15 protein-coding genes are annotated in these 18,793 nt (G+C 58.9%); 4 read left to right on the forward strand and 11 right to left on the reverse strand.

Annotation, left to right across the window (positions count from 1 at the left end; all coding sequences use genetic code 11):
- Positions 1–47: 47 nt before the first annotated feature.
- On the reverse strand, positions 48–953 hold the full coding sequence (locus QA646_RS07890; protein WP_283058497.1) for a sugar ABC transporter permease: 906 nt from the start codon (positions 951–953) through the stop codon (positions 48–50).
- Positions 954–1,165: 212 nt separating this feature from the next.
- The gene (locus tag QA646_RS07895; protein WP_283058498.1) at positions 1,166–2,401 is read right to left on the reverse strand and encodes an ABC transporter substrate-binding protein; all 1,236 of its coding nucleotides are present in this window, start codon (positions 2,399–2,401) and stop codon (positions 1,166–1,168) included.
- A 449-nt stretch (positions 2,402–2,850) separates the two neighbouring features.
- Between QA646_RS07895 and QA646_RS07900 the strand changes: the two genes are divergently transcribed.
- Positions 2,851–3,885 (forward strand): LacI family transcriptional regulator, encoded by a 1,035-nt coding sequence (locus QA646_RS07900; protein WP_283058499.1) that lies wholly within the window; start codon positions 2,851–2,853, stop codon positions 3,883–3,885.
- Between the two features lie 80 nt (positions 3,886–3,965).
- Here QA646_RS07900 and gndA read toward each other — a convergent pair whose 3' ends face one another.
- Complete coding sequence (gndA, locus tag QA646_RS07905; protein ID WP_283058501.1) at positions 3,966–5,393, reverse strand: NADP-dependent phosphogluconate dehydrogenase; 1,428 nt, start codon at positions 5,391–5,393, stop codon at positions 3,966–3,968.
- Positions 5,394–5,691: 298 nt separating this feature from the next.
- On the opposite strand from gndA, the gene QA646_RS07910 reads away from it, so the two are divergent.
- Entirely contained in the window at positions 5,692–6,090 is a 399-nt protein-coding gene (locus tag QA646_RS07910; RefSeq protein ID WP_283058502.1) for an SRPBCC family protein, read from the forward strand.
- Positions 6,091–6,097: 7 nt separating this feature from the next.
- Here the strand turns inward: QA646_RS07910 and QA646_RS07915 are convergent, their stop codons facing one another.
- The 6 genes from QA646_RS07915 to QA646_RS07940 all read right to left on the reverse strand — a co-directional run bounded on the left by QA646_RS07915 (position 6,098) and on the right by QA646_RS07940 (position 12,512).
- On the reverse strand, positions 6,098–6,709 hold the full coding sequence (locus QA646_RS07915; RefSeq protein ID WP_283059006.1) for an ABC-type transport auxiliary lipoprotein family protein: 612 nt from the start codon (positions 6,707–6,709) through the stop codon (positions 6,098–6,100).
- 38 nt (positions 6,710–6,747) lie between these two features.
- Positions 6,748–8,118 (reverse strand): MlaD family protein, encoded by a 1,371-nt coding sequence (locus tag QA646_RS07920; RefSeq protein ID WP_283058503.1) that lies wholly within the window; start codon positions 8,116–8,118, stop codon positions 6,748–6,750.
- Between the two features lie 8 nt (positions 8,119–8,126).
- The gene (locus QA646_RS07925) at positions 8,127–8,990 is read right to left on the reverse strand and encodes an ATP-binding cassette domain-containing protein (RefSeq protein WP_283058504.1); all 864 of its coding nucleotides are present in this window, start codon (positions 8,988–8,990) and stop codon (positions 8,127–8,129) included.
- Between the two features lie 12 nt (positions 8,991–9,002).
- Positions 9,003–10,163 (reverse strand): MlaE family lipid ABC transporter permease subunit, encoded by a 1,161-nt coding sequence (locus QA646_RS07930; protein ID WP_283058506.1) that lies wholly within the window; start codon positions 10,161–10,163, stop codon positions 9,003–9,005.
- 154 nt (positions 10,164–10,317) lie between these two features.
- Positions 10,318–11,538, reverse strand: a complete 1,221-nt coding sequence (locus QA646_RS07935) for an MFS transporter (RefSeq protein WP_283058507.1) — start codon at positions 11,536–11,538, stop codon at positions 10,318–10,320.
- Positions 11,539–11,705: 167 nt separating this feature from the next.
- Positions 11,706–12,512 (reverse strand): UDP-2,3-diacylglucosamine diphosphatase, encoded by an 807-nt coding sequence (locus tag QA646_RS07940; RefSeq protein ID WP_283059007.1) that lies wholly within the window; start codon positions 12,510–12,512, stop codon positions 11,706–11,708.
- A 358-nt stretch (positions 12,513–12,870) separates the two neighbouring features.
- On the opposite strand from QA646_RS07940, the gene QA646_RS07945 reads away from it, so the two are divergent.
- Together QA646_RS07945 and QA646_RS07950 are read left to right on the forward strand one after the other, a co-directional pair.
- Positions 12,871–15,183, forward strand: coding sequence for an NADP-dependent malic enzyme (locus QA646_RS07945; RefSeq protein WP_283058508.1), 2,313 nt, complete (start codon positions 12,871–12,873; stop codon positions 15,181–15,183).
- Positions 15,184–15,374: 191 nt separating this feature from the next.
- On the forward strand, positions 15,375–16,133 hold the full coding sequence (locus tag QA646_RS07950) for a hypothetical protein (RefSeq protein WP_283058509.1): 759 nt from the start codon (positions 15,375–15,377) through the stop codon (positions 16,131–16,133).
- Between the two features lie 85 nt (positions 16,134–16,218).
- Here QA646_RS07950 and QA646_RS07955 read toward each other — a convergent pair whose 3' ends face one another.
- Both QA646_RS07955 and QA646_RS07960 read right to left on the reverse strand, forming a co-directional pair.
- Positions 16,219–17,046, reverse strand: coding sequence for a hypothetical protein (locus tag QA646_RS07955; RefSeq protein WP_283058510.1), 828 nt, complete (start codon positions 17,044–17,046; stop codon positions 16,219–16,221).
- A 30-nt stretch (positions 17,047–17,076) separates the two neighbouring features.
- The gene (locus QA646_RS07960; protein WP_283058511.1) at positions 17,077–18,756 is read right to left on the reverse strand and encodes an NAD+ synthase; all 1,680 of its coding nucleotides are present in this window, start codon (positions 18,754–18,756) and stop codon (positions 17,077–17,079) included.
- Positions 18,757–18,793: the final 37 nt, after the last annotated feature.

Raw genomic sequence — 18,793 nt, forward strand, 5'->3', positions numbered from 1 at the left:
TGCTGGTCGCGACGGCTTCGCCGTTCGCATTCTTGAGCGTGATTGTATCAGACACGGTTGCGCCCTCCGCCGAATTCCAGATAGGCCCAGGGGATGATGACGATAGCAACAGTCACCAGCATCATGGTGGAGGCTGCAAATCCCTGACCAAGGTTCTGCGCCTGGAACATGTAGTCATAGACGTATTTCGCCGGAACTTCTGAAGCGATGCCAGGTCCGCCGCTCGTTTGCGCCACGACGAGGTCATAGACCTTGACGATACCGCTGGCGATGATGACCAGCGTGGTGATGAAAACCGGACGCATCATCGGAATGACGATGAAAAGATAGGTCTTCCACATAGGAATTCCGTCGACGCGCGCCGCTTTCCAGATATCTTCATCGATGCCGCGCAGACCAGCGAGCATCAAGCACATTACGAGCCCCGTTCCCTGCCAGAGCGCGGCGATCAGCACGCCGTAGATGACGATGCTCGGCGTATAGAGCGGATCGAAGGTGAAACTCGTCCAACCGAGCGAACGCACCACCGACTGGATGCCGAATTCGGGATTGAGCAGCCACTGCCAGACGAGGCCGGTGACGATGAAAGAAAGGGCGAAAGGATAAAGGAAAATCGTGCGAAAGGTGTTCTCGAACCGGATCTTCTGGTCCATCAGCGCAGCCAGCACAAAGCCGATGACGAGGCTGAATATCAGGGAAAAGATGCCGTAAACCGCGAGATTTTCAATGGACACGACCCACCGGGGCGCCGCCCATAATCGGTAGTATTGGTCCAGTCCGACGAAGCTCAGACGTGGCAGCAGCTTCGAATTGGTGAAGGAATAAACGACCGTCCAGATCGTGCCGCCGAAAAAGATGACGACGGCCGTCAGGATCATCGGAATGGATGCAATCTTCGAATTCAGATTGCGCAGAACTTGATTTGGCCGGCCGGCTTTCGCGTGACCCGTCATTGTACCTCCTTCTGAAGCGCGAGTGCTTCGGTGATCAGGAGCCGGGTCAATGACCGCAGCTCCTGCCGCTCCCTCCTCATCGACGGTCGACCGTCACATTCGTGCGGGTCGGCTGCTTATGAGAAGCGCTGTAGTTAGCCGGGCAACAAGATAATGCCTGCCCGCGATACCGGACCCGCAGGGCCGGTATCACTACAGCGAGAAGATTGGGATCAATCGGCCGCAGAAATGATCTCTACGAAGCGCTTTTGAGCCGCTTCCGGCGTCATCGAAGGATTGGCGAAGAACTCGGAGAACAAGTCTTCTTTCTGCTTCTGAGTGTCGGCAGAGAGAAGCTGGTCCGTACCCTGGATCACGTTACCCTTCTTCAGGATCTCCAGGCCCTTCTTCATGCAATCGTTGGCCGATGCGAGGTCCACGTCGCCACGTACGGGCAGCGAGCCCTTCTTCAGATTGAAGGCCACCTGAGTCTTCGGATCGAGAAGCGTCTTGGCGAGAGCTTCCTGAGCCTTCGATTTAGCCTCGTCCTTCAGCAGCGGGAAGTAGAACGCGTCACCGCCCGTCGAGATGATTTCGTTGACGCCAAGACCCGGAAGGCAGGTGTAATCCGTTCCGGCCTTTTGACCTGCGAGGGCAAATTCGCCCTGCGCCCAATCGCCCATGATCTGGCCGCCGGCCTTGCCGGTGATGACCATGTTCGTCGCCTGGTTCCAATCCTGGACGTTAGAGCCCTTGGACATCTTGCGCGCGTCGTCGGCAGCCTTGAAGACCTTCGCGATTTCCGGACCGGCCGCTACTTTCGCATCCCTGTCGCCGAATACTTTCTGGTAGGTGTCCTTGCCGGCGATAGCGACCATCAACACGTCGAAGGCGCCGGTCGCCTGCCAGGGCTGACCGCCCACGGCGAGCGGAACGATGCCTGCCTTCTCCAGCGCAGGAGCGGCGGCGACGAATTCATCCCAATTCTTCGGAACCGGAACGCCGGCCTTCTTGAAGGCGGCATTCGAAAGCCAAAGCCACTGCCAGGAGTGAATATTGACCGGAGCGCAGTAGATCTTGCCGTTGATCGTGCAGGAATCGAGCAGGCTCGACGGGCGGATAATGTCCTTCCAATGTTCCTGCGTTGCGACATCGGTCAGATCGCGCATGAGGCCGGCCTGCACGAGCTCCTCAGCCTGACGTCCATGGTTGAATTGGGTAGCGCCCATCGGATCACCGCCGGTAATGCGGCTGATCATGATCGGACGCGCAGTACCGCCCGAGCCGGCAATCGCACCATCGACCCAGTGATTGCCGGTCGCGTCGAACGCCTTGGCCAATTCGGCCACGGCGGCAGCTTCGCCACCGGACGTCCACCAATGCGTCACCTCAAGGTCAGTTGCCTTGGCCGCACCAAGGGGCAGCGCGACGGAAGCAGCCAGCACAACAGCCATCAAACGAATATTCATGAGTTCTCCTCCCTCACTGAAACGTTACCGGAAAAACGTAATCTAATCATTTTCAACGCGCAACCGTTCGCTCGCAAAATTTTTCAGCAAGCTCAAATATACTACTTAAGATTACATTCTGCACATCAAATGGGCCGTTACGCCTGGCAACTCGTGCAGCCACTACTCAGAAAAATAGGGTGCTTAATTGATTGATTAAACTTCATTATTAAGAGAATTCTCCATCAACTTCTTTCAATTCTCATTCGCACTTGCAAAATTTTTGGCAAGGCCTGTGGATTCAACTGGCGGCTATATCGGTTCTGTCGACGGCAGAAAAAGCGCTCGACTTTTCTACTGTATCGTTACAGATTTTCGAGACGGAGGAAGAGTGACTACTTCGCGCATATGCTTGCAGCGTTCCCGCAGGCAATATAAGCGGATGGTCGCGGGAGGCAGCATTGCAGGACATGGACAGTAAGAAGATTTCCAGCGGCGGCACGACGCAATCCGCGCACGAGCGACCGACGCTCAAGACGATCGCCTTCATGACCGGGCTCGGCATAACCACCGTCTCACGCGCCTTGAAGGATGCCCCTGACATCGGCGCCGAGACCAAGGAGCGGGTGCGCATGGTCGCCCGTCAATTGGGGTATCAACCCAATCGCGCCGGCGTGCGCCTCAGGACAGGGAAGACCAACGTCATCGCCCTGGTACTCAGCATCGACGAAGAAATCATGGGCTTCACAAGTCAGATGGTCTTCGGCATCTCCGAGGTTCTCGCCGGTACGCAATATCATCTCGTCATCACGCCGCACTCGCACAGCAAGGATCCGCTGGTCCCCGTGCGCTATATTCTGGACACCGGCTCGGCCGATGGCGTCATCATATCGCGCACGGAGCCGGACGATCCGCGTGTGGAGCTCATGCATGAGCGTGGCTTACCTTTCGCCACGCACGGGCGCACGAATATGGGAATCTCCCATCCTTTTCACGACTTCGACAACGAAGCTTTCGCGCGCGAAGCGGTGCGCGCCCTGGTCGCCAAGGGACGGCGGCGCATCGCGCTTTTGCAGCCGCCGGCCAAACTCACCTATTACCTGCACACCCAGATCGGCTTTCAAACGGGACTGCGCGAATGCGACGCCCAGGAGGTTCCACTCAGGGCGAGCACGGATACAGCGCTTGCCGAAATCAAGGATACGGTCGAGGAGCTTATGCGTTCCCCGCATGCGCCTGATGGCTTCGTCTGTTCAAGCAGCGCCGGCGCTATCGCCGTCAATGCCGGCCTCGAAGCAGCAGGTTTCCGTCTCGGCCACGATATCGATATGGTTGCCAAGCAATCGACTGATGTGCTGAGCTGGATACGCCCGGAAATCATCTCGATCCTCGAAGACTTTCGCCAAGCCGGTCGGGAACTGGGCAAGGCGGTCATTGCGCGCATAGACGGCGTCGAGCCCGAATTGCTGCAAAGCATCAGCCCGCCCGTCTGGCCAAAGAGCTGACCTGCAAGAAGTTGACTTCAAAGAAAAGGCCCACCGGCATGTCCGGCGGGCCTCTCGTCTCTTCGATCCGAAAGCGTCGGTCAGCCGTTCTCGCCGCTGCCCCAGGGACCGTGATGGATGTCCTTGCCATCGACGCGGTCGAAACCATGGGCACCGAAGAAGTCGCGCTGCGCCTGAATGAGGTTCGCGGTGCCGCGGGCTTGGCGATAGGCGTCGAAATAGGTCAGCGCCGAAGCAAGCGCCGGAACCGGCAGACCGGAAGCCGTGGCCGCCGAAACAATACGGCGCAGCGACGGGATCGATTCCTTGACCATGGCGGCGAAGGCCGGCGTGACGATGAGGTTGGCGGCATCCGGGGTCTTGGTGAAGGCGCTGGTGATTTCATCGAGGAACTGCGAGCGGATGATGCAGCCCGCGCGCCAGATCTTGGCGATGACCGGCATCGGCAGCGACCAGTTGAACTCCTTCGAGGCTTCCGCCATCACAGCAAAGCCCTGTGCATAGGCACCGATCTTGGCGGCAAAGAGCGCGAGCTCCAGATCCTTCAGCAGATCGGGACCAAAGCCGAGCGGGAACTTGTAATCCGGCGTGCCGAAAATCTCCTGGGCGGCTTCGCGCTGCCCCTTGATGGCCGACAGGCTGCGGGCTGCGACGGCTGCTTCGATAGCGGTTGCCGGGATGCCCATGTTCTGAGCCTCGATGGCAGACCACTTGCCGGTGCCTTTCTGGCCGGCCTTGTCGAGAATGACATCAGGCATGGCGCTGCCGGTCGCCGGATCCTTGGCGGCCAGAACCTTTTCGGTGATCTCGATCAGGTAGGAGTTCAGCCGGCCCTTGTTCCATTCACCGAAGATGCTGCTGATCTCGGCGGCACTCTTACCGAGGCCGTCGCGCAGGATGCCGTAGATCTCGGCGATCATCTGCATGTCGGCATATTCGATGCCGTTATGAATGGTCTTGACGAAATGACCGGCACCGTCATTGCCGAGCCAGGCGACGCACGGATCGTCCTTGTACTTGGCGGCAATCGAGGTCAGCACCTTCTCGACGCGCTTGTAGGACTCTTCGGTGCCGCCGACCATGATCGACGGGCCATGGCGCGCGCCTTCCTCACCACCCGACACACCCATGCCGATGAAGGTCAGGCCGGTATCCTTCAGACGGTCGAAACGCGAAATCGTGTCGCGGAAATTGGCGTTACCGGCGTCGATCATGATGTCGCCCTTATCGAGATGCGGCTGCAACGCCGCCATCTGCTGGTCGACCGGATCGCCGGCCTTGATCATGATGATGATCGGCCGCGGCGGACGGATTGCTTCGACGAACTCTTCGATCGTCTTGCAGGGAATGATCTTGTCTTTCAGCGCACCGGCGTTCGCATAGAACTCATCCGTCACCTGCGGCGTGCGGTTGAACACCGCGATTTTATTGCCCTTTTCGGCAATGTTGAGCGCCAGATTCGATCCCATGACAGCAAGACCGATCAGTCCGATTTCTGCCTTTTCCACGACAATCCTCCAATGAGCTGCGTACTGCGCTGCACGGCCTTGGGACGGACAAAGAACGCAGTAACACTTTGAAATGACACATAACCCGAAAACCGACTCCGAGTTTCGGGCTCTGCGTTAGACCGATGTTGTTGCACTCCGGGCGTGAAACGGCAAGCCTTTGCCAGCCTCGAATCGTCTCCATTGCAGGACCGTGCAAGAATGCCCCAGGATTCTTCAAGCACCCGGCCTTTCCGTTAAGCCGGTCCGGACCCAATTCGGTAGTTCATCAAACACAAATATACAGGAGGAGGCATCCATGTCGACCATGACCGCAAAGATCGTTCATATCTCCATCGATCGCCCGTGGAAGGAAGTCTACGGCTTTGCGGGCCGTCCGGAGAACATGCCGCTCTGGGCCTCCGGGCTAGCATCGGGTTTGGAGCAGGATGGCGAGGATTGGATTGCCAAGGGCATTCTCGGCACCGTCCACGTCAGCTTCACACCCCGCAACGACTTCGGCGTCATTGATCACACGGTAATGGTCGAATCCGGCTTGAAGGTCCATAATGCGCTTCGGGTCGTACCGAATGGCGACGGCTGCGAGGTCATGTTCACGCTACTGAAGCTGCCCGGCACGACCGACGAGCAATTCGCCGCGGACGCGGCACATGTGCTGAAGGATCTCAGCACATTGAAGTCCCTGATGGAGCGATAAGATATCGCTAAAGCGATCGCAGCGTCCAATCGACGATTTCCGCCGTCACGCCTGCAAAGGCCGTGTCGAGCCCCTTGACGAAATCGACGTTGCTGCCGCCGCTGAGCGGCACAACCTTGCGAAAGACGCTCTGCACTTTGATCGTGCCCGCGCGGTCATTGAGGATTTTCACCGAAATTTCAACAGTGGCGGACCTTGCCGCCGCATCGATCTCAAAGGTTCGGATTTCGGTGACGATCTGATAATCGATCGCAAGCCCCTGCCCCGGCACACCGACACCGCCGAGCTTGCCGGTGTTTTCAAAGGCCTCGACCAACTTCGATTGTACTATCCGGCTCAGCTTGTCGCTCCACTGCGACTTGCCGAGATATTGAATCTCCCGGGGCGAAACGCGGATGACGATCTGGTTGCTGTCGAGCGGCTGCAGCGCCGTCGGCAGCGGGATCAGGATTTGCCGGCGCTTCGCCGACGGGCCGCTCGCCTTCACCGAGGCAGTAAGATCATATGTGTCGTTGACAGCGGCTGAACCGCAGCCGCTAAGCAAGGCTGCAAACAGTGGCAGAACGATCGCTGCCTTTCGATACGCCTGATAACGCCCACCCGAAACGCAGCCAACCATAGTCCGCCTATCCCTTGCAGCCCCAAAATTGCTTTTCATCAACGCCTCGCCCGACCGTCATATTGCTTGACGGTATCGCCGCCGAAAATCAGGCGCTGCGGATTGCGGTCGAAGTTAGTAATAGTGTTGTTGAGATTATTAACCGTGCCTCTCATGTCATTGACGAGAGTCTGTACATCGCGCAGACCGCCACTCGAAAACTTCTGCAGGTTGTCGGCGATCGGCCCGATCCGGGCATTGAGATTGTCCGCCATCGTCTTGAAGGATTGGAGCGTATCCCTGGCTTCTGCAAACAGCGACTTCGTGTCGCCGGAGCCAAGCAGCGAGTCGAGCTTGGTGAGAATGCCGTCGACCTTGTTGGAGGCGGAGTTCAACTTGCTGGAAATATCCCTGGCATTGGCGATCGTCTGATCGATATCCTGTTTGCGGGCCGCAACCGAATTGGCAACATCGCGGATGGATATGACGGCCGTCCTGGCATCCTTGGTCACCTCGGCGATATCGTCCATCGAACCCTTCACCTTGTTGGGATCGATCTGCGCCACGATCGCATCGACACGGTCCAGGGTCTTTTGCGCATTTTGGCCGAAGGTGGTATAGGTATCGGCAGTCCGCTTGAAGGAGGCGATCGTCGCCTTCAGATCGGTCGTAGCGTCAGCCACATTGGCGGTGATTTTGTCGGCATTGCTGACGACATCGTTGATCTTGTTGGCATCGACGGCGCGCACCAGCTTCTCGACCGCATCCAGCGTCGAGTCGATGCGTGGCGCCACGCTCTTGATGGTATCGGAGAGCTGTCCGACGCTGGCGAGGAACTTGTCGATGTTGTCGGAATTGTCAGCCAGCGCCTTGGAAAACTTCTGAGCGTTGCGCACGGTATCGGTCAGCGGCCCGCGGGAATCCGTGATAAAGCCCTGGATGTCGCCGATCGTGTCGTTGGCGCGGTTCAGGATTTTGTCGGCGGTGGTAAGCAGGTTTGTCACGCTCGACTGATCGGCGAGCAATACCGCACGCTTGCCGGTTTCGATCGACCGCTTGAGAATGTTCTCGTCACCGTTGCGGCCGCCGGAAAGCTCGATATAGGCGGCACCCGTCAGGCCCTGGATTTCCAGGATGGCCTTGGTGGACGTATAGACCGGCGCATCGGCGCGCACCTCGGTAAAGGCCAGCGAATAGTTCGGATCATCGGCATCGATCGAAAGCCCCTGTACCGACCCGACCTGAATGCCGTTGAAGCGAACAGGCGAGCCGACGCTGAGGCCATTTGCCGAACCGGGGATGCGAACGACCAGCTCGGCCATTGGACCGCCGCGGCCATATTCCGCCATCCAATAGACAAAGCCGAAGGCGGCCGCGATGACCAGCAGCGTGAAGAACCCGACGATCGTATAATTGGCTTTGGTTTCCATAGTTCCAGTCACTTCTCGCGGCTGTCGGCGTCAGCGCCGTTGTCGTCGTTGCGATGCCCGATGCCCTCCCGCGGCACGATTGATCGCGCACGTTTGCCTCGGAAATAGGACTGCACCCAAGGGTCGTCGCAGGCCAGCATGTCTTCAACCGTTCCCTCCACCAATACCCGCTTCTGTCCAAGAACGGCAATACGGTCGCAGACGGAAAAGAGGCTGTCGAGGTCGTGAGTCACCATATAGACGGTCAGACCGAGCGTGTCGCGCAACTTGGCAATCAGCTCGTCGAATTCCGCCGCGCCGATCGGATCGAGGCCGGAGGTCGGCTCGTCCAGAAAAACGAGGTCCGGATCGAGCGCCAAAGCCCGGGCAAGGGCGGCGCGCTTGATCATGCCGCCGGAAAGCTCGGACGGATATTTGTCGGCGGCATCGGCGGCCAGGCCAACCATGCGGATCTTCAGATGCGCCAACTCATCCATCAGGGCTTGCGGCAGATCGAGATATTCCCGCATCGGCACCTGGATGTTTTCCTTTACCGTCAGAGAGGAAAACAGTGCGCCTTGCTGGAACAGCACGCCCAGACGCATATCCAGCCTGTTGCGCTCCGGCTCGGAGAGCTTGTCATAGTCTTCGCCAAGGATCTCGATCTTGCCGGAACGGCGCGGCAACAGCCGCAACACCGTGCGCAGCAACACCGACTTGCCCGCGCCGGAAGCGCCGACGAAACCGAGGATCTCGCCGCGATAGATATTGAGGTTCAATTTATCGAGCACCACTTTCGATCCGAAAGCGACGGTGACATCTCGCGCCGACAGCACGACATCTTTACCTTGCTCATCCTTATCCATCGGGATTTCCGAGTGAAGCGCGCTCATCCTTGCCAGCCCTCAGAAATCGATCGCTGCGTAGAACATGGCAAACAGCCCGTCCATCAGGATCACCACGAAAATCGATTTCACAACGGACTGGGTCACATGCTGGCCGAGCGATTCGGCGCTGCCACCGACCTTCAGCCCTTCGACCGCAGCGACGATGCCGATGACCAGCGCCATGAACGGTGCCTTGATCATGCCCGAGATGACGGTGGAGAGGCTGATCGCTTCGTGCAGGCGCGAAACGAAAGTGGCGAAGGTAATGCCCGAATAGGCCCAGGCGACCACCGCCGCGCCGCCGAGCGAGGCGAAATTGGCAATGATGGTCAACAGTGGCAACGCGACGGTCAATGCCACCAGCCGGGGAAAGATCAGAACGCCGACCGGGTTCAGACCCATGACCTTCAGAGCGTCGACTTCTTCGCGCATTTTCATCGAGCCGATTTCGGCGGTAATGGCGCTGCCTGAACGGCCGGCGATCATGATTGCGGTCAGCAGCACGCCGATTTCACGCAATTGCAGGATACCGACGAGATCGACCACGAAGATTTCGGCGCCGAAATATCGGAGCTGGAATGCGCCCTGCTGTGCAATGATTGCACCGATCAGAAAGGACATCAGCAAGATGATCGGCACGGCGCGCACGGCCATATGGTCGATCTGATTGACGATCGAAGCCGGCGAAACACCGCTGCCGCGCCCGAACTTGAGCTGCGCGCCCCGCACCGCGGAACCGAGAATGTACATGGCCGCGACGAGATTGCCCCAGATGTCGTAAACGCTTTCGCCGATCGGCGCAAAAATCCGTTCCGCCAAGGACACCTTTGGCCTGGGCTCCGCGATCTCCTTGTCCGCGTCTTCGGTAAAGGCCGTAAGCAGCTCATCGATATGGGGATTGGAGCCGTCGATCCTGACGCTGGTACCATGGGCCTCCTGGCTCTCCTTCAAGCGACGGATGAGCAGCGCCCCGGCGGTATCGACATCGGAAAGATTGGAAAGATCGATCACCACATGATCGTCGCCGCGCCGTTTCGTAAGCTGATCGATCTGCCGCAGCACGCCATGCACATTGGCGCTCCGCCAATTGCCTTCCAGCCGATAGCGATGCCCGTTGCCATCGGGCTCGTCATCGATCCTCGGTGCATCGGGTTTCTGTTCGGCTGCTTTCAAACTCATGCGTCTTTCAGGTCTTGGGTCACAATCGCCGACTCAGGAATCTTAGCTCGACGCCAATGGTTAATATCCGAGTGCATAGGCGATTTCCATGCCGCGCCGATGTCAAAATATGCCATAGCATTTTGGTATCCAAATGAATTCGTTTCGCGCGCCTTCAAGAGACCTCGCCCGCCCTTTCGCCAAACCCGGAACTGCGGGGTTGAAGATTGCGGGCAAGCATCACCATAGCGAGGCCGAAAGCGGCGACACCGGCCATGACATAATAGCTGGAAACACCAAGCCACGCGTAGAGATAGCCGGACGCCAGGGTCATAAGCCCGAGGAACATGCCATTATAAAAGAAATAGGAACCCTGGGCCGAAGCCTCCTGGGTTTCCTGCACCGAGGCGACGATGCGGCGCTGAATGCCGGTATGGACGCAGGCATAGGTGCAGGAATGAAAACATTGCAGCACGAAATAACCGGCGAAACCGAGATTGATCGGAAATAATATCCACCGAAGGATACATATGCTCGAGCCGAAGAAAATCAGCGTCCAGGCGCTGAACCGACGGCTCAGCATCTTCGACAGGAAGAAAACCATGACTTCCGCCGCTACCCCTATGCTCCAGAGGACCGCGATCTGCGTGCCGGAAAAACCGAGCGTCCGCCAATAGATCGAGGCGAACGTGTAGAGCGCGGCATGGCTCGACTGCTGCACCGACACGCCGATCATGGTGATCAACAATTGCGGTGAGCGCAGCCCGCCGCCGGTCGGCGCCTGCAGATTAATCGGCTGATTGCGCCGGCGTGTCGGCCCGATGCGCGGACAGAAGAAGGCCATCATCGTCGTCAGGAAAAAGCCGCCGACCATGGTGGGGAGAACCATGGTGCCGCCCCACTTCTGGATCATCTGACCGCCGATAAGGGTCGAAAAGATGAAAGCGATCGATCCCCAGACGCGCATCGAGCCGTAGTCGAACCCCCAGCGCCGCACGCCGGAAACGGCGATCGATTCCACGACAGGTAAGTAAGGCGCATATGTCGCCCCCTGAATGGCGTAGACCAGCAGAACCGGCCAGAAATCGCTCGTCCAGTAAAGCGCGATCGCCGTCAGTAGCGACAGTGCACCCGACCAGAACAACACATTCGCACGTTCCTCCACGCGATCGGCAAGCATGCCGACAATCGGCACGACGAGAACGCGCACTACCATCGGCACCGCGAGAATGAGGCCGATCTCGCGGTCACCGAAATTCAGTCCCGTCAGCCAGACGGGAAAAAACGGCAGAGCGATCCCGTTGACGAACAACGGAGCACAATAGGACAAGGCGGTGCGCAAACGAAAATGCGGAGGCGCGCCCTCGCCCTGGAGAGATTTTGTCGCGGGAATCATGACAGACCTGAAGGGAAGCTGATTGCTCCCTATCACCCCATCGTGAATACGACTATGGCGAGAAATAGCCCGATCGAAACGTTTCGGAGAAAATATGAGGCTGTAGTCAGGTTGCAACGATCAAAAAATGTGACGGGCCGTTATCGGACCCGTGAAGCGGCTTGTAATTACGCCGCCTGCGCGCCCAGCGTTTTCGACAAATCCTCGACGGCGACGCCGACTGGCTGTGCCTCCGCGATCGACTGCCACGTGATCAGCTCGAAAGTACCGTCTTCATGCTCGGCGATCGCCGTGCAGCTTTCGACCCAGTCGCCCGTGTTGATATACCGGACGCCATCGAAATCCTCGATGACGGCATGATGGATGTGGCCGCAGATGACGCCGTCGGCATCGTTGCGCCTAGCTTCTTCGACCACGACGCGCTGGAATTCGCCGATGAAATTGACCGCATGCTTGACCTGAAGCTTTGCCCAGGCCGAGAACGACCAATAGGGCATGTTCAGGCGGCGGCGAACCGCAGCGAGGCCGACATTGATCAGGATCGCCATGTCGTAGGCCCAATCGCCGAGGTAGGCGAGCAGACGCGCGTTGCGGACGACGACGTCGAATTCGTCGCCGTGCAGGACGAGATACTTCTTGCCGTCGGCAGTCTCGTGCATCGCCCTCTGCGCCACTTCGATGCCGCCGAAATGCATGCCGGGGAAATCGCGCAGGAATTCGTCATGATTGCCGGGAATGTAGACAATGCGAGTGCCCTTGCGCGCCTTGCGCAGCAATTTCTGCACCACGTCATTGCAATCCTGCGGCCAATACCAGGTGCGCTTCAGCCGCCAGCCGTCGACGATATCGCCGACAAGGAAGATGGTGTCCGCTTCGTGATGGCGCAAGAAATCGATCAGATAGTCCGCCTTGGCTGCTTTCGAGCCCAGGTGCACGTCAGAAATGAACAGCGTTCGAAACCGCCTGACATTCATGTTTTTATTCACGAACTCTATGTCCGTGCCCTATCCTACGTTGGCTATTCCAAAACCAGACTCGTGTTTCAGGATGATGACAAATCCTGTGCGAGAGGCTTGTCGCATGGGATAAGCCGCGCTTTACAGCTATGGCGAGATCCGGCCGGTCGGTTGTAAACCATCGCCTTTGCGGTTTTGCTCGTATGCGACGCCCAGCCATGGCACCGTCACGCCGATTTGCGCGAGCCTCAGCGGCGAACAAAAACAACGCGACAAAAAACCTTCTGTCCGCGTCAATTGCATACTGTGAACCCTGGGTGATTGATGTATGCAGAGGACTCAAACGCGAGCGCACAAGCAGGAATGGAGGAGCGTAATGGATACGCACGACACATCGAAGGCAGCCAAGAACATGCCGAGCGGCAATTTCGACGATCAGGCTCTCTTCTTTCATCGCTATCCCCGTCCCGGCAAGCTGGAAATCCAGGCGACGAAGCCGCTCGGCAACCAGCGCGACCTGGCGCTTGCCTATTCTCCGGGTGTTGCTGCCCCCTGCCTCGCCATCCGCGATAATCCCGAAACGGCCTTCGATTACACCTCTCGCGGCAATCTCGTCGCGGTCATATCCAACGGCACGGCCGTCCTCGGTCTCGGCAATATCGGTCCGCTAGCCTCCAAGCCTGTCATGGAAGGCAAGGCTGTGCTCTTCAAGAAATTCGCCGGCATCGATGTCTTCGACGTCGAAGTCGCAGCACCCACCGTCGATGAGATGGTCAGCACGATTTCGGCGCTGGAGCCGACCTTCGGCGGCATCAATCTGGAAGACATCAAGGCGCCGGAATGCTTTGAGGTGGAGCGTCGCCTCCGTGAAAAGATGGAGATCCCCGTCTTCCATGACGATCAGCACGGCACCGCCATCATCGTTGCCGCCGCCATTCTCAATGGGCTGGAACTGGCCGGCAAGAAGATCGAGGACGTCAAGATCGTCGCCTCCGGCGCCGGCGCAGCCGCGCTCGCCTGCCTCAACCTACTGGTCATTCTCGGCGCCAAGCGCGAAAACATCTGGGTCCACGATATTGAGGGCCTCGTCTATGAGGGCCGTACCGAGCTGATGGACGAATGGAAGTCCATTTATGCACAGAAGAGCGATAAGCGCGTGCTTGCCGAGTCGATCCCCGGCGCCGATGTTTTCCTTGGCCTCTCCGCCGCCGGTGTGTTGAAGCCTGAGCTGTTGGCGCAGATGGCGGAGAAGCCGCTGATCATGGCGCTCGCCAATCCGACGCCCGAAATCATGCCGGATCTCGCCCGTGCCGCCCGGCCGGACGCGATGATCTGCACCGGCCGTTCCGACTTCCCGAACCAGGTCAACAACGTTCTCTGTTTCCCCTACATCTTCCGGGGTGCGCTCGATTGCGGCGCCAAGACGATCAATGAGGAAATGAAGATGGCCGCGGTGCGCGCCATCGCGTCGCTTGCCCGCGAGGAGCCGTCTGACGTTGCGGCACGCGCCTATTCCGGCGAAACACCTGTCTTCGGGCCGAATTATCTGATCCCCTCGCCCTTCGATCCGCGCCTGATCTTGCGCATTGCGCCCGCCGTTGCGAGAGCCGCGGCCGAAAGTGGCGTGGCCCTGCGCCCGATTGCCGATTTCGATGCCTATATGGACGAACTCAATCGCTTCGTCTTCCGGTCCGGCTTCATCATGAAACCTATTTTCGCCGCCGCGAAAACCGCAGAGCGCAAGCGTGTCGTCTTCTCCGAAGGCGAGGATGAGCGCGTGTTGCGCGCTGCCCAGGTTCTTCTTGAAGAGGGCACCGCGGTTCCTATCCTGATCGGCCGTCCCTCCGTCATCGAGACGCGTCTCAAGCGCTATGGCCTGAAGATTCGGCCAAATACGGATTTCGCCGTCATCAATCCGGAAGACGATCCCCGTTTCCGCGAATATGTCGATCTCTATTTCTCGATGGTCGGCCGCAGCGGTGTCATTCCAGAAGCGGCGCGAACGATCGTGCGCACCAATGCCACCGTCATCGGCGCCTTGGCGCTGAAGCGCGGCGAAGCCGATGCGCTGATCTGCGGCCTGGAAGGCCGTTACGAGCGGCATCTGCGCGTCGTCCGCCAGATCATCGGCAAGCGCCCCGATGTCCGTGATTTCTCGGCGCTCAGCCTGTTGATTTCGCAGCGCGGCGCGACCTTCTATACCGACACCTACGTCACCTTTAATCCGAATGCCGAGGAGATCGCCGAGTCGGCGGTGCTGGCAGCCGAGGAAATCAAACGCTTCGGCATCTCACCGCGGGTCGCCCTCGTCTCGCATTCGAATTTCGGTTCGCGCGAGTCGGAAAGCGCGACCAAGATGCGCAATGCCCTGGCGCTTGTCCGCGAGATGGCACCGGAGCTGGAAGTCGACGGCGAAATGCACGGCGACAGCGCCATTTCCGAAAGCCTGCGCCGCCATGTCATGCCCGACAGCACGCTTACCGGCGAAGCGAACCTACTGGTCTTCCCAAATCTCGATGCCGCCAACATTACCCTCGGCGTGGTCAAGACCATGACAGACGGCCTGCATGTCGGCCCGATCCTTCTCGGTACGGCGCTCCCCGCCCACATTCTGTCGCCCTCCGTCACATCGCGCGGCGTCGTGAACATGGCAGCCCTTGCGGTGGTCGAGGCCTCGCAGCCGAATTGAGCGGCCCCCTCGTCGCGGCCGTCTTCTGTGGCGGCCGCAGCGACGTCACCAGACGGCGACAAAGGTGACCCCGCTCCATCTTCGATCATTTCGCAAGAGTCTTCCCACCTGAAACGTGTTTCTATAGGTACGTTGTTAAGCTCCACGCTGTATCGTTTTTCAAAGTCGAACCGCTTTCGAAGAGCAAAATCGTGAACCGCGGCAGAAATTCCTTCTCCTGTCTTTTGCTGTCCTTACTGGCAGCTTCGCCGGCTTTGGCGCAGACGAATACCCTCTGCGACGAACTGCATGGTCGGTATGCCAATATCACGCAAGTTGTCGGCGCCAGCGCCGAGACACGGCAGCTTTCGCGCGCTATCGCTCAACAGAATCTGATGATCCGGCAGCTAAAAAGCGATATGCGCAATCAGGGCTGCTCTTCAGACAGCGTGGTGATCTTCGGTTCCGGCTCCGGGGATAGTGGCGCCTGCGACGAGATGCAGACGTCACTAGACCGGATGCAGCAGGACCTTAGTTCGCTGATGGATGAGCGTGAGCTGAGTTTGACCCGCGTCGACGCCGAAGGGGCACAACGGCGCCAATTGCTGGCCATCATGCAACGCAATGGCTGCAACGCCCCCGCGTCGGCCGAGCCGGATACTGTTATCAACACCCGGTTGAAGCAGGAGCCTTACGCGCCTGAAGAGCAGTCGTTCGCGCAACCGGAAAGCTCGATCACGTCGATCGAGACGCACAGGCCCCAGACGGACGCGACGCTGCCGCAACGGCAGATGCCGGCAGCGTCGGCGCCGGCGGTCACCCAGATTCAGCCCAGACAAATGCCGGCGGACCGGCCTTACGATCCCTCGGCAAACAAGGTGCGCCAGGTCGGACCGCAATTCCTCGCGACAGACCAAGGTGGCATCGATCTCAAACATCCGAAAGCGGCCGGTCCGCAGCCGGCACAATAGGCGCTCTCAGCAGCGCGGCAACCGCCTCATCGTCTGTCTCCAAAACCAACTCAGGAACAGCCGGATGCTAACTTGTCCAGTGAGATCAAGCCGGCTCGTAGCGGACATAGGCGAACTCGTCACCATCCGGAGACCAGTTCGGCACATTGATCGTCCCCTGTCCGCCGAAAAGCTCGAACAGCGTCGTGAGATTACCGCCATCCATATCCATCAGCCGCAGCCGGACGTGGAGGTCGCGCGGATGGTCGAAGACGTCGGGGTCGTAGGAGAGCAGCACGACCTTGTCGTTCTTCGGCGATGGATGGGCGAACCAGTTGCCGTAATTGTCGTTGGTTATCTGCTCCAGCCCGGTTCCGTCTGGATGGATGCGCCAGATCTGCATCAGGCCAGTGCGGCTTGAGTTGAAATAGATCCATTGCCCATCGGCGGAATAGTCGGGCCCATCATTGCGGCCTTCGCCATGCGTCAGCCGCGTCTCTTCGCCGCCATCGATCGAAATCGTGTAGATATCGAAAACATCATCTCGAATGCCGCAATAGGAAAACTGCTGCCCATCGGGAGACCAGCCATGCCAATAGGAGGGCAGATTCTGCGTCACCTGCCGCGGCGTGCCGCCCTCAGCCGGCAGGACATAGATGCAGGACTTGCCGTGCTCCGTCTTGTCGGAAATGGCGATCAACGAACCGTCAGGCGATATGCCGTGGTCGTTGTTGCAGAGCGTCGCAAAACCGGTATCGACCTGAATGGCCTCGGCCTTGCCGTCGAGCGCGAGCCGATAAAGCAGGCCATCGCCATTCAGCAGCAGATAGCGCCCGTCCGGCGAAAAATTCGGCGCTTCGACCAGCCGTTCGGTCTGCCAGACGACGCGGTTTTCACCGGTACGAATATTATAGATCTCGACCGAACTGCGCATTGGCTCTCCATTCGCGGCAGGGCGCCGCGATCAGCGATCGCGGAACCGGTTGGTGATCGGATAGCGCCGATCGCGACCGAAATTCTTCTTGGTGATCTTCACGCCCGGCGCCGATTGGCGGCGCTTGTATTCGGCGAGATAAAGCAGATGTTCGACGCGATGGACCGTCGCGACATCATGCCCACGCGCAACGATCTCCTCGACCGCCATTTCCTTTTCCACCAGGCACTCCAGAATATCGTCGAGCACCGGATAGGGTGGCAGCGAATCCTGGTCCGTCTGGTTGGGCCGCAGCTCGGCCGACGGCGCCTTGTCGATGATGTTGAACGGGATCACCTCGCCCGACGGGCCAAGCGCGCCTGGCGGCACATGCAGATTGCGCCAGCGCGACAGCGCATAGACCTGCATCTTGTAGAGGTCCTTGATCGGATTGAAGCCGCCATTCATGTCGCCATAGAGCGTGGCATATCCAACAGACATTTCCGACTTGTTGCCCGTGGTCACCACCATCGAGCCGAACTTGTTGGAAATCGCCATGAGAATGGTGCCGCGGGCACGACTCTGCAGATTTTCCTCAGTGATGCCGCTGTCGGTGCCTTCGAACAGATCCGAAAGCGCCGAAGTGAAGCCGACCACCGGCTCCTCGATCGGCACGATGTCGTAGCGGCAGCCGAGTGCCTTGGCACAATCGGCCGCATCCTTCAGTGAATCCTGCGAGGTATAGCGGTAGGGCAGCATGACGGTGCGTACCCGCTCTTCGCCGAGCGCATCGACGGCGATGGCAGCGCAGATCGCCGAGTCTATGCCGCCGGACAGGCCAAGCACGACCGATTTGAAGCCGTTCTTGTTCACATAGTCGCGGAAGCCCAGCAGGCAGGCGCGGTAGTCGGCCTCCTCGCCTTCCGGAATATGCGCCATCGGACCTTCGGCGCAGTACCAGCCATCGCCGTTCTTCTTCCACGTCGTCACCGCCAATGCGGTTTCAAACTGGCTCATCTGAAAGGCCAGCGACTTGTCAGCATTGAAGCCGAAGCTTGCGCCATCGAAAACCAGTTCGTCTTGACCGCCAACCTGAGCGGCGAAGATGAGTGGCAAACCTGACTCGATCACCTGCCGCAATGCGACCTGGTGACGGACATCAACCTTGCCGCGATAATAGGGCGAGCCATTCGGAACCAGAAGAATTTCCGCCCCGCTTTCGGCCAGCGTCTCGCAGATGCCGAGATCGTTCCAGATTTCCTCGCAAATGGGAATACCGATGCGAACGCCTCGAAAATTGACCGGCCCTGCAATAGTACCTTCGTCGAAGACGCGCTTCTCATCGAATTCGCCATAGTTCGGCAAATCGACCTTGTCCCTGACGAAGATGATCTTGCCGCCATCGAGCACGGCGACCGAATTGTAGCGACCGGTCTCGTCCTGCCGTGGAAAACCGATAACGACACCGGGCCCGCCATCGGCGGTATCGGCCGCAAGGCTTTCCACAGCTTTCCGGCAAGCGCGGATAAAGGCCGGTTTCAGCACCAGATCCTCCGGCGGATAGCCGGAGATGAACAACTCCGTCAGCAACACAAGCTGCGCGCCCTCGCGCGCCGCCTCGGCCCGCGCTTCCCGAGCCTTGGCAAGATTGCCGGAGACATCGCCCACCGTCGGGTTGAGCTGGGCGACAGCGATGCGGATGGTCTGGGTGATGGGGCTTTGTTCTGTCATGCCATATATCTAGCGAGCGCAATCCCGTCCCGCAACA

Source organism: Rhizobium sp. CB3090, from assembly GCF_029714285.1.
Lineage (GTDB): Bacteria > Pseudomonadota > Alphaproteobacteria > Rhizobiales > Rhizobiaceae > Rhizobium.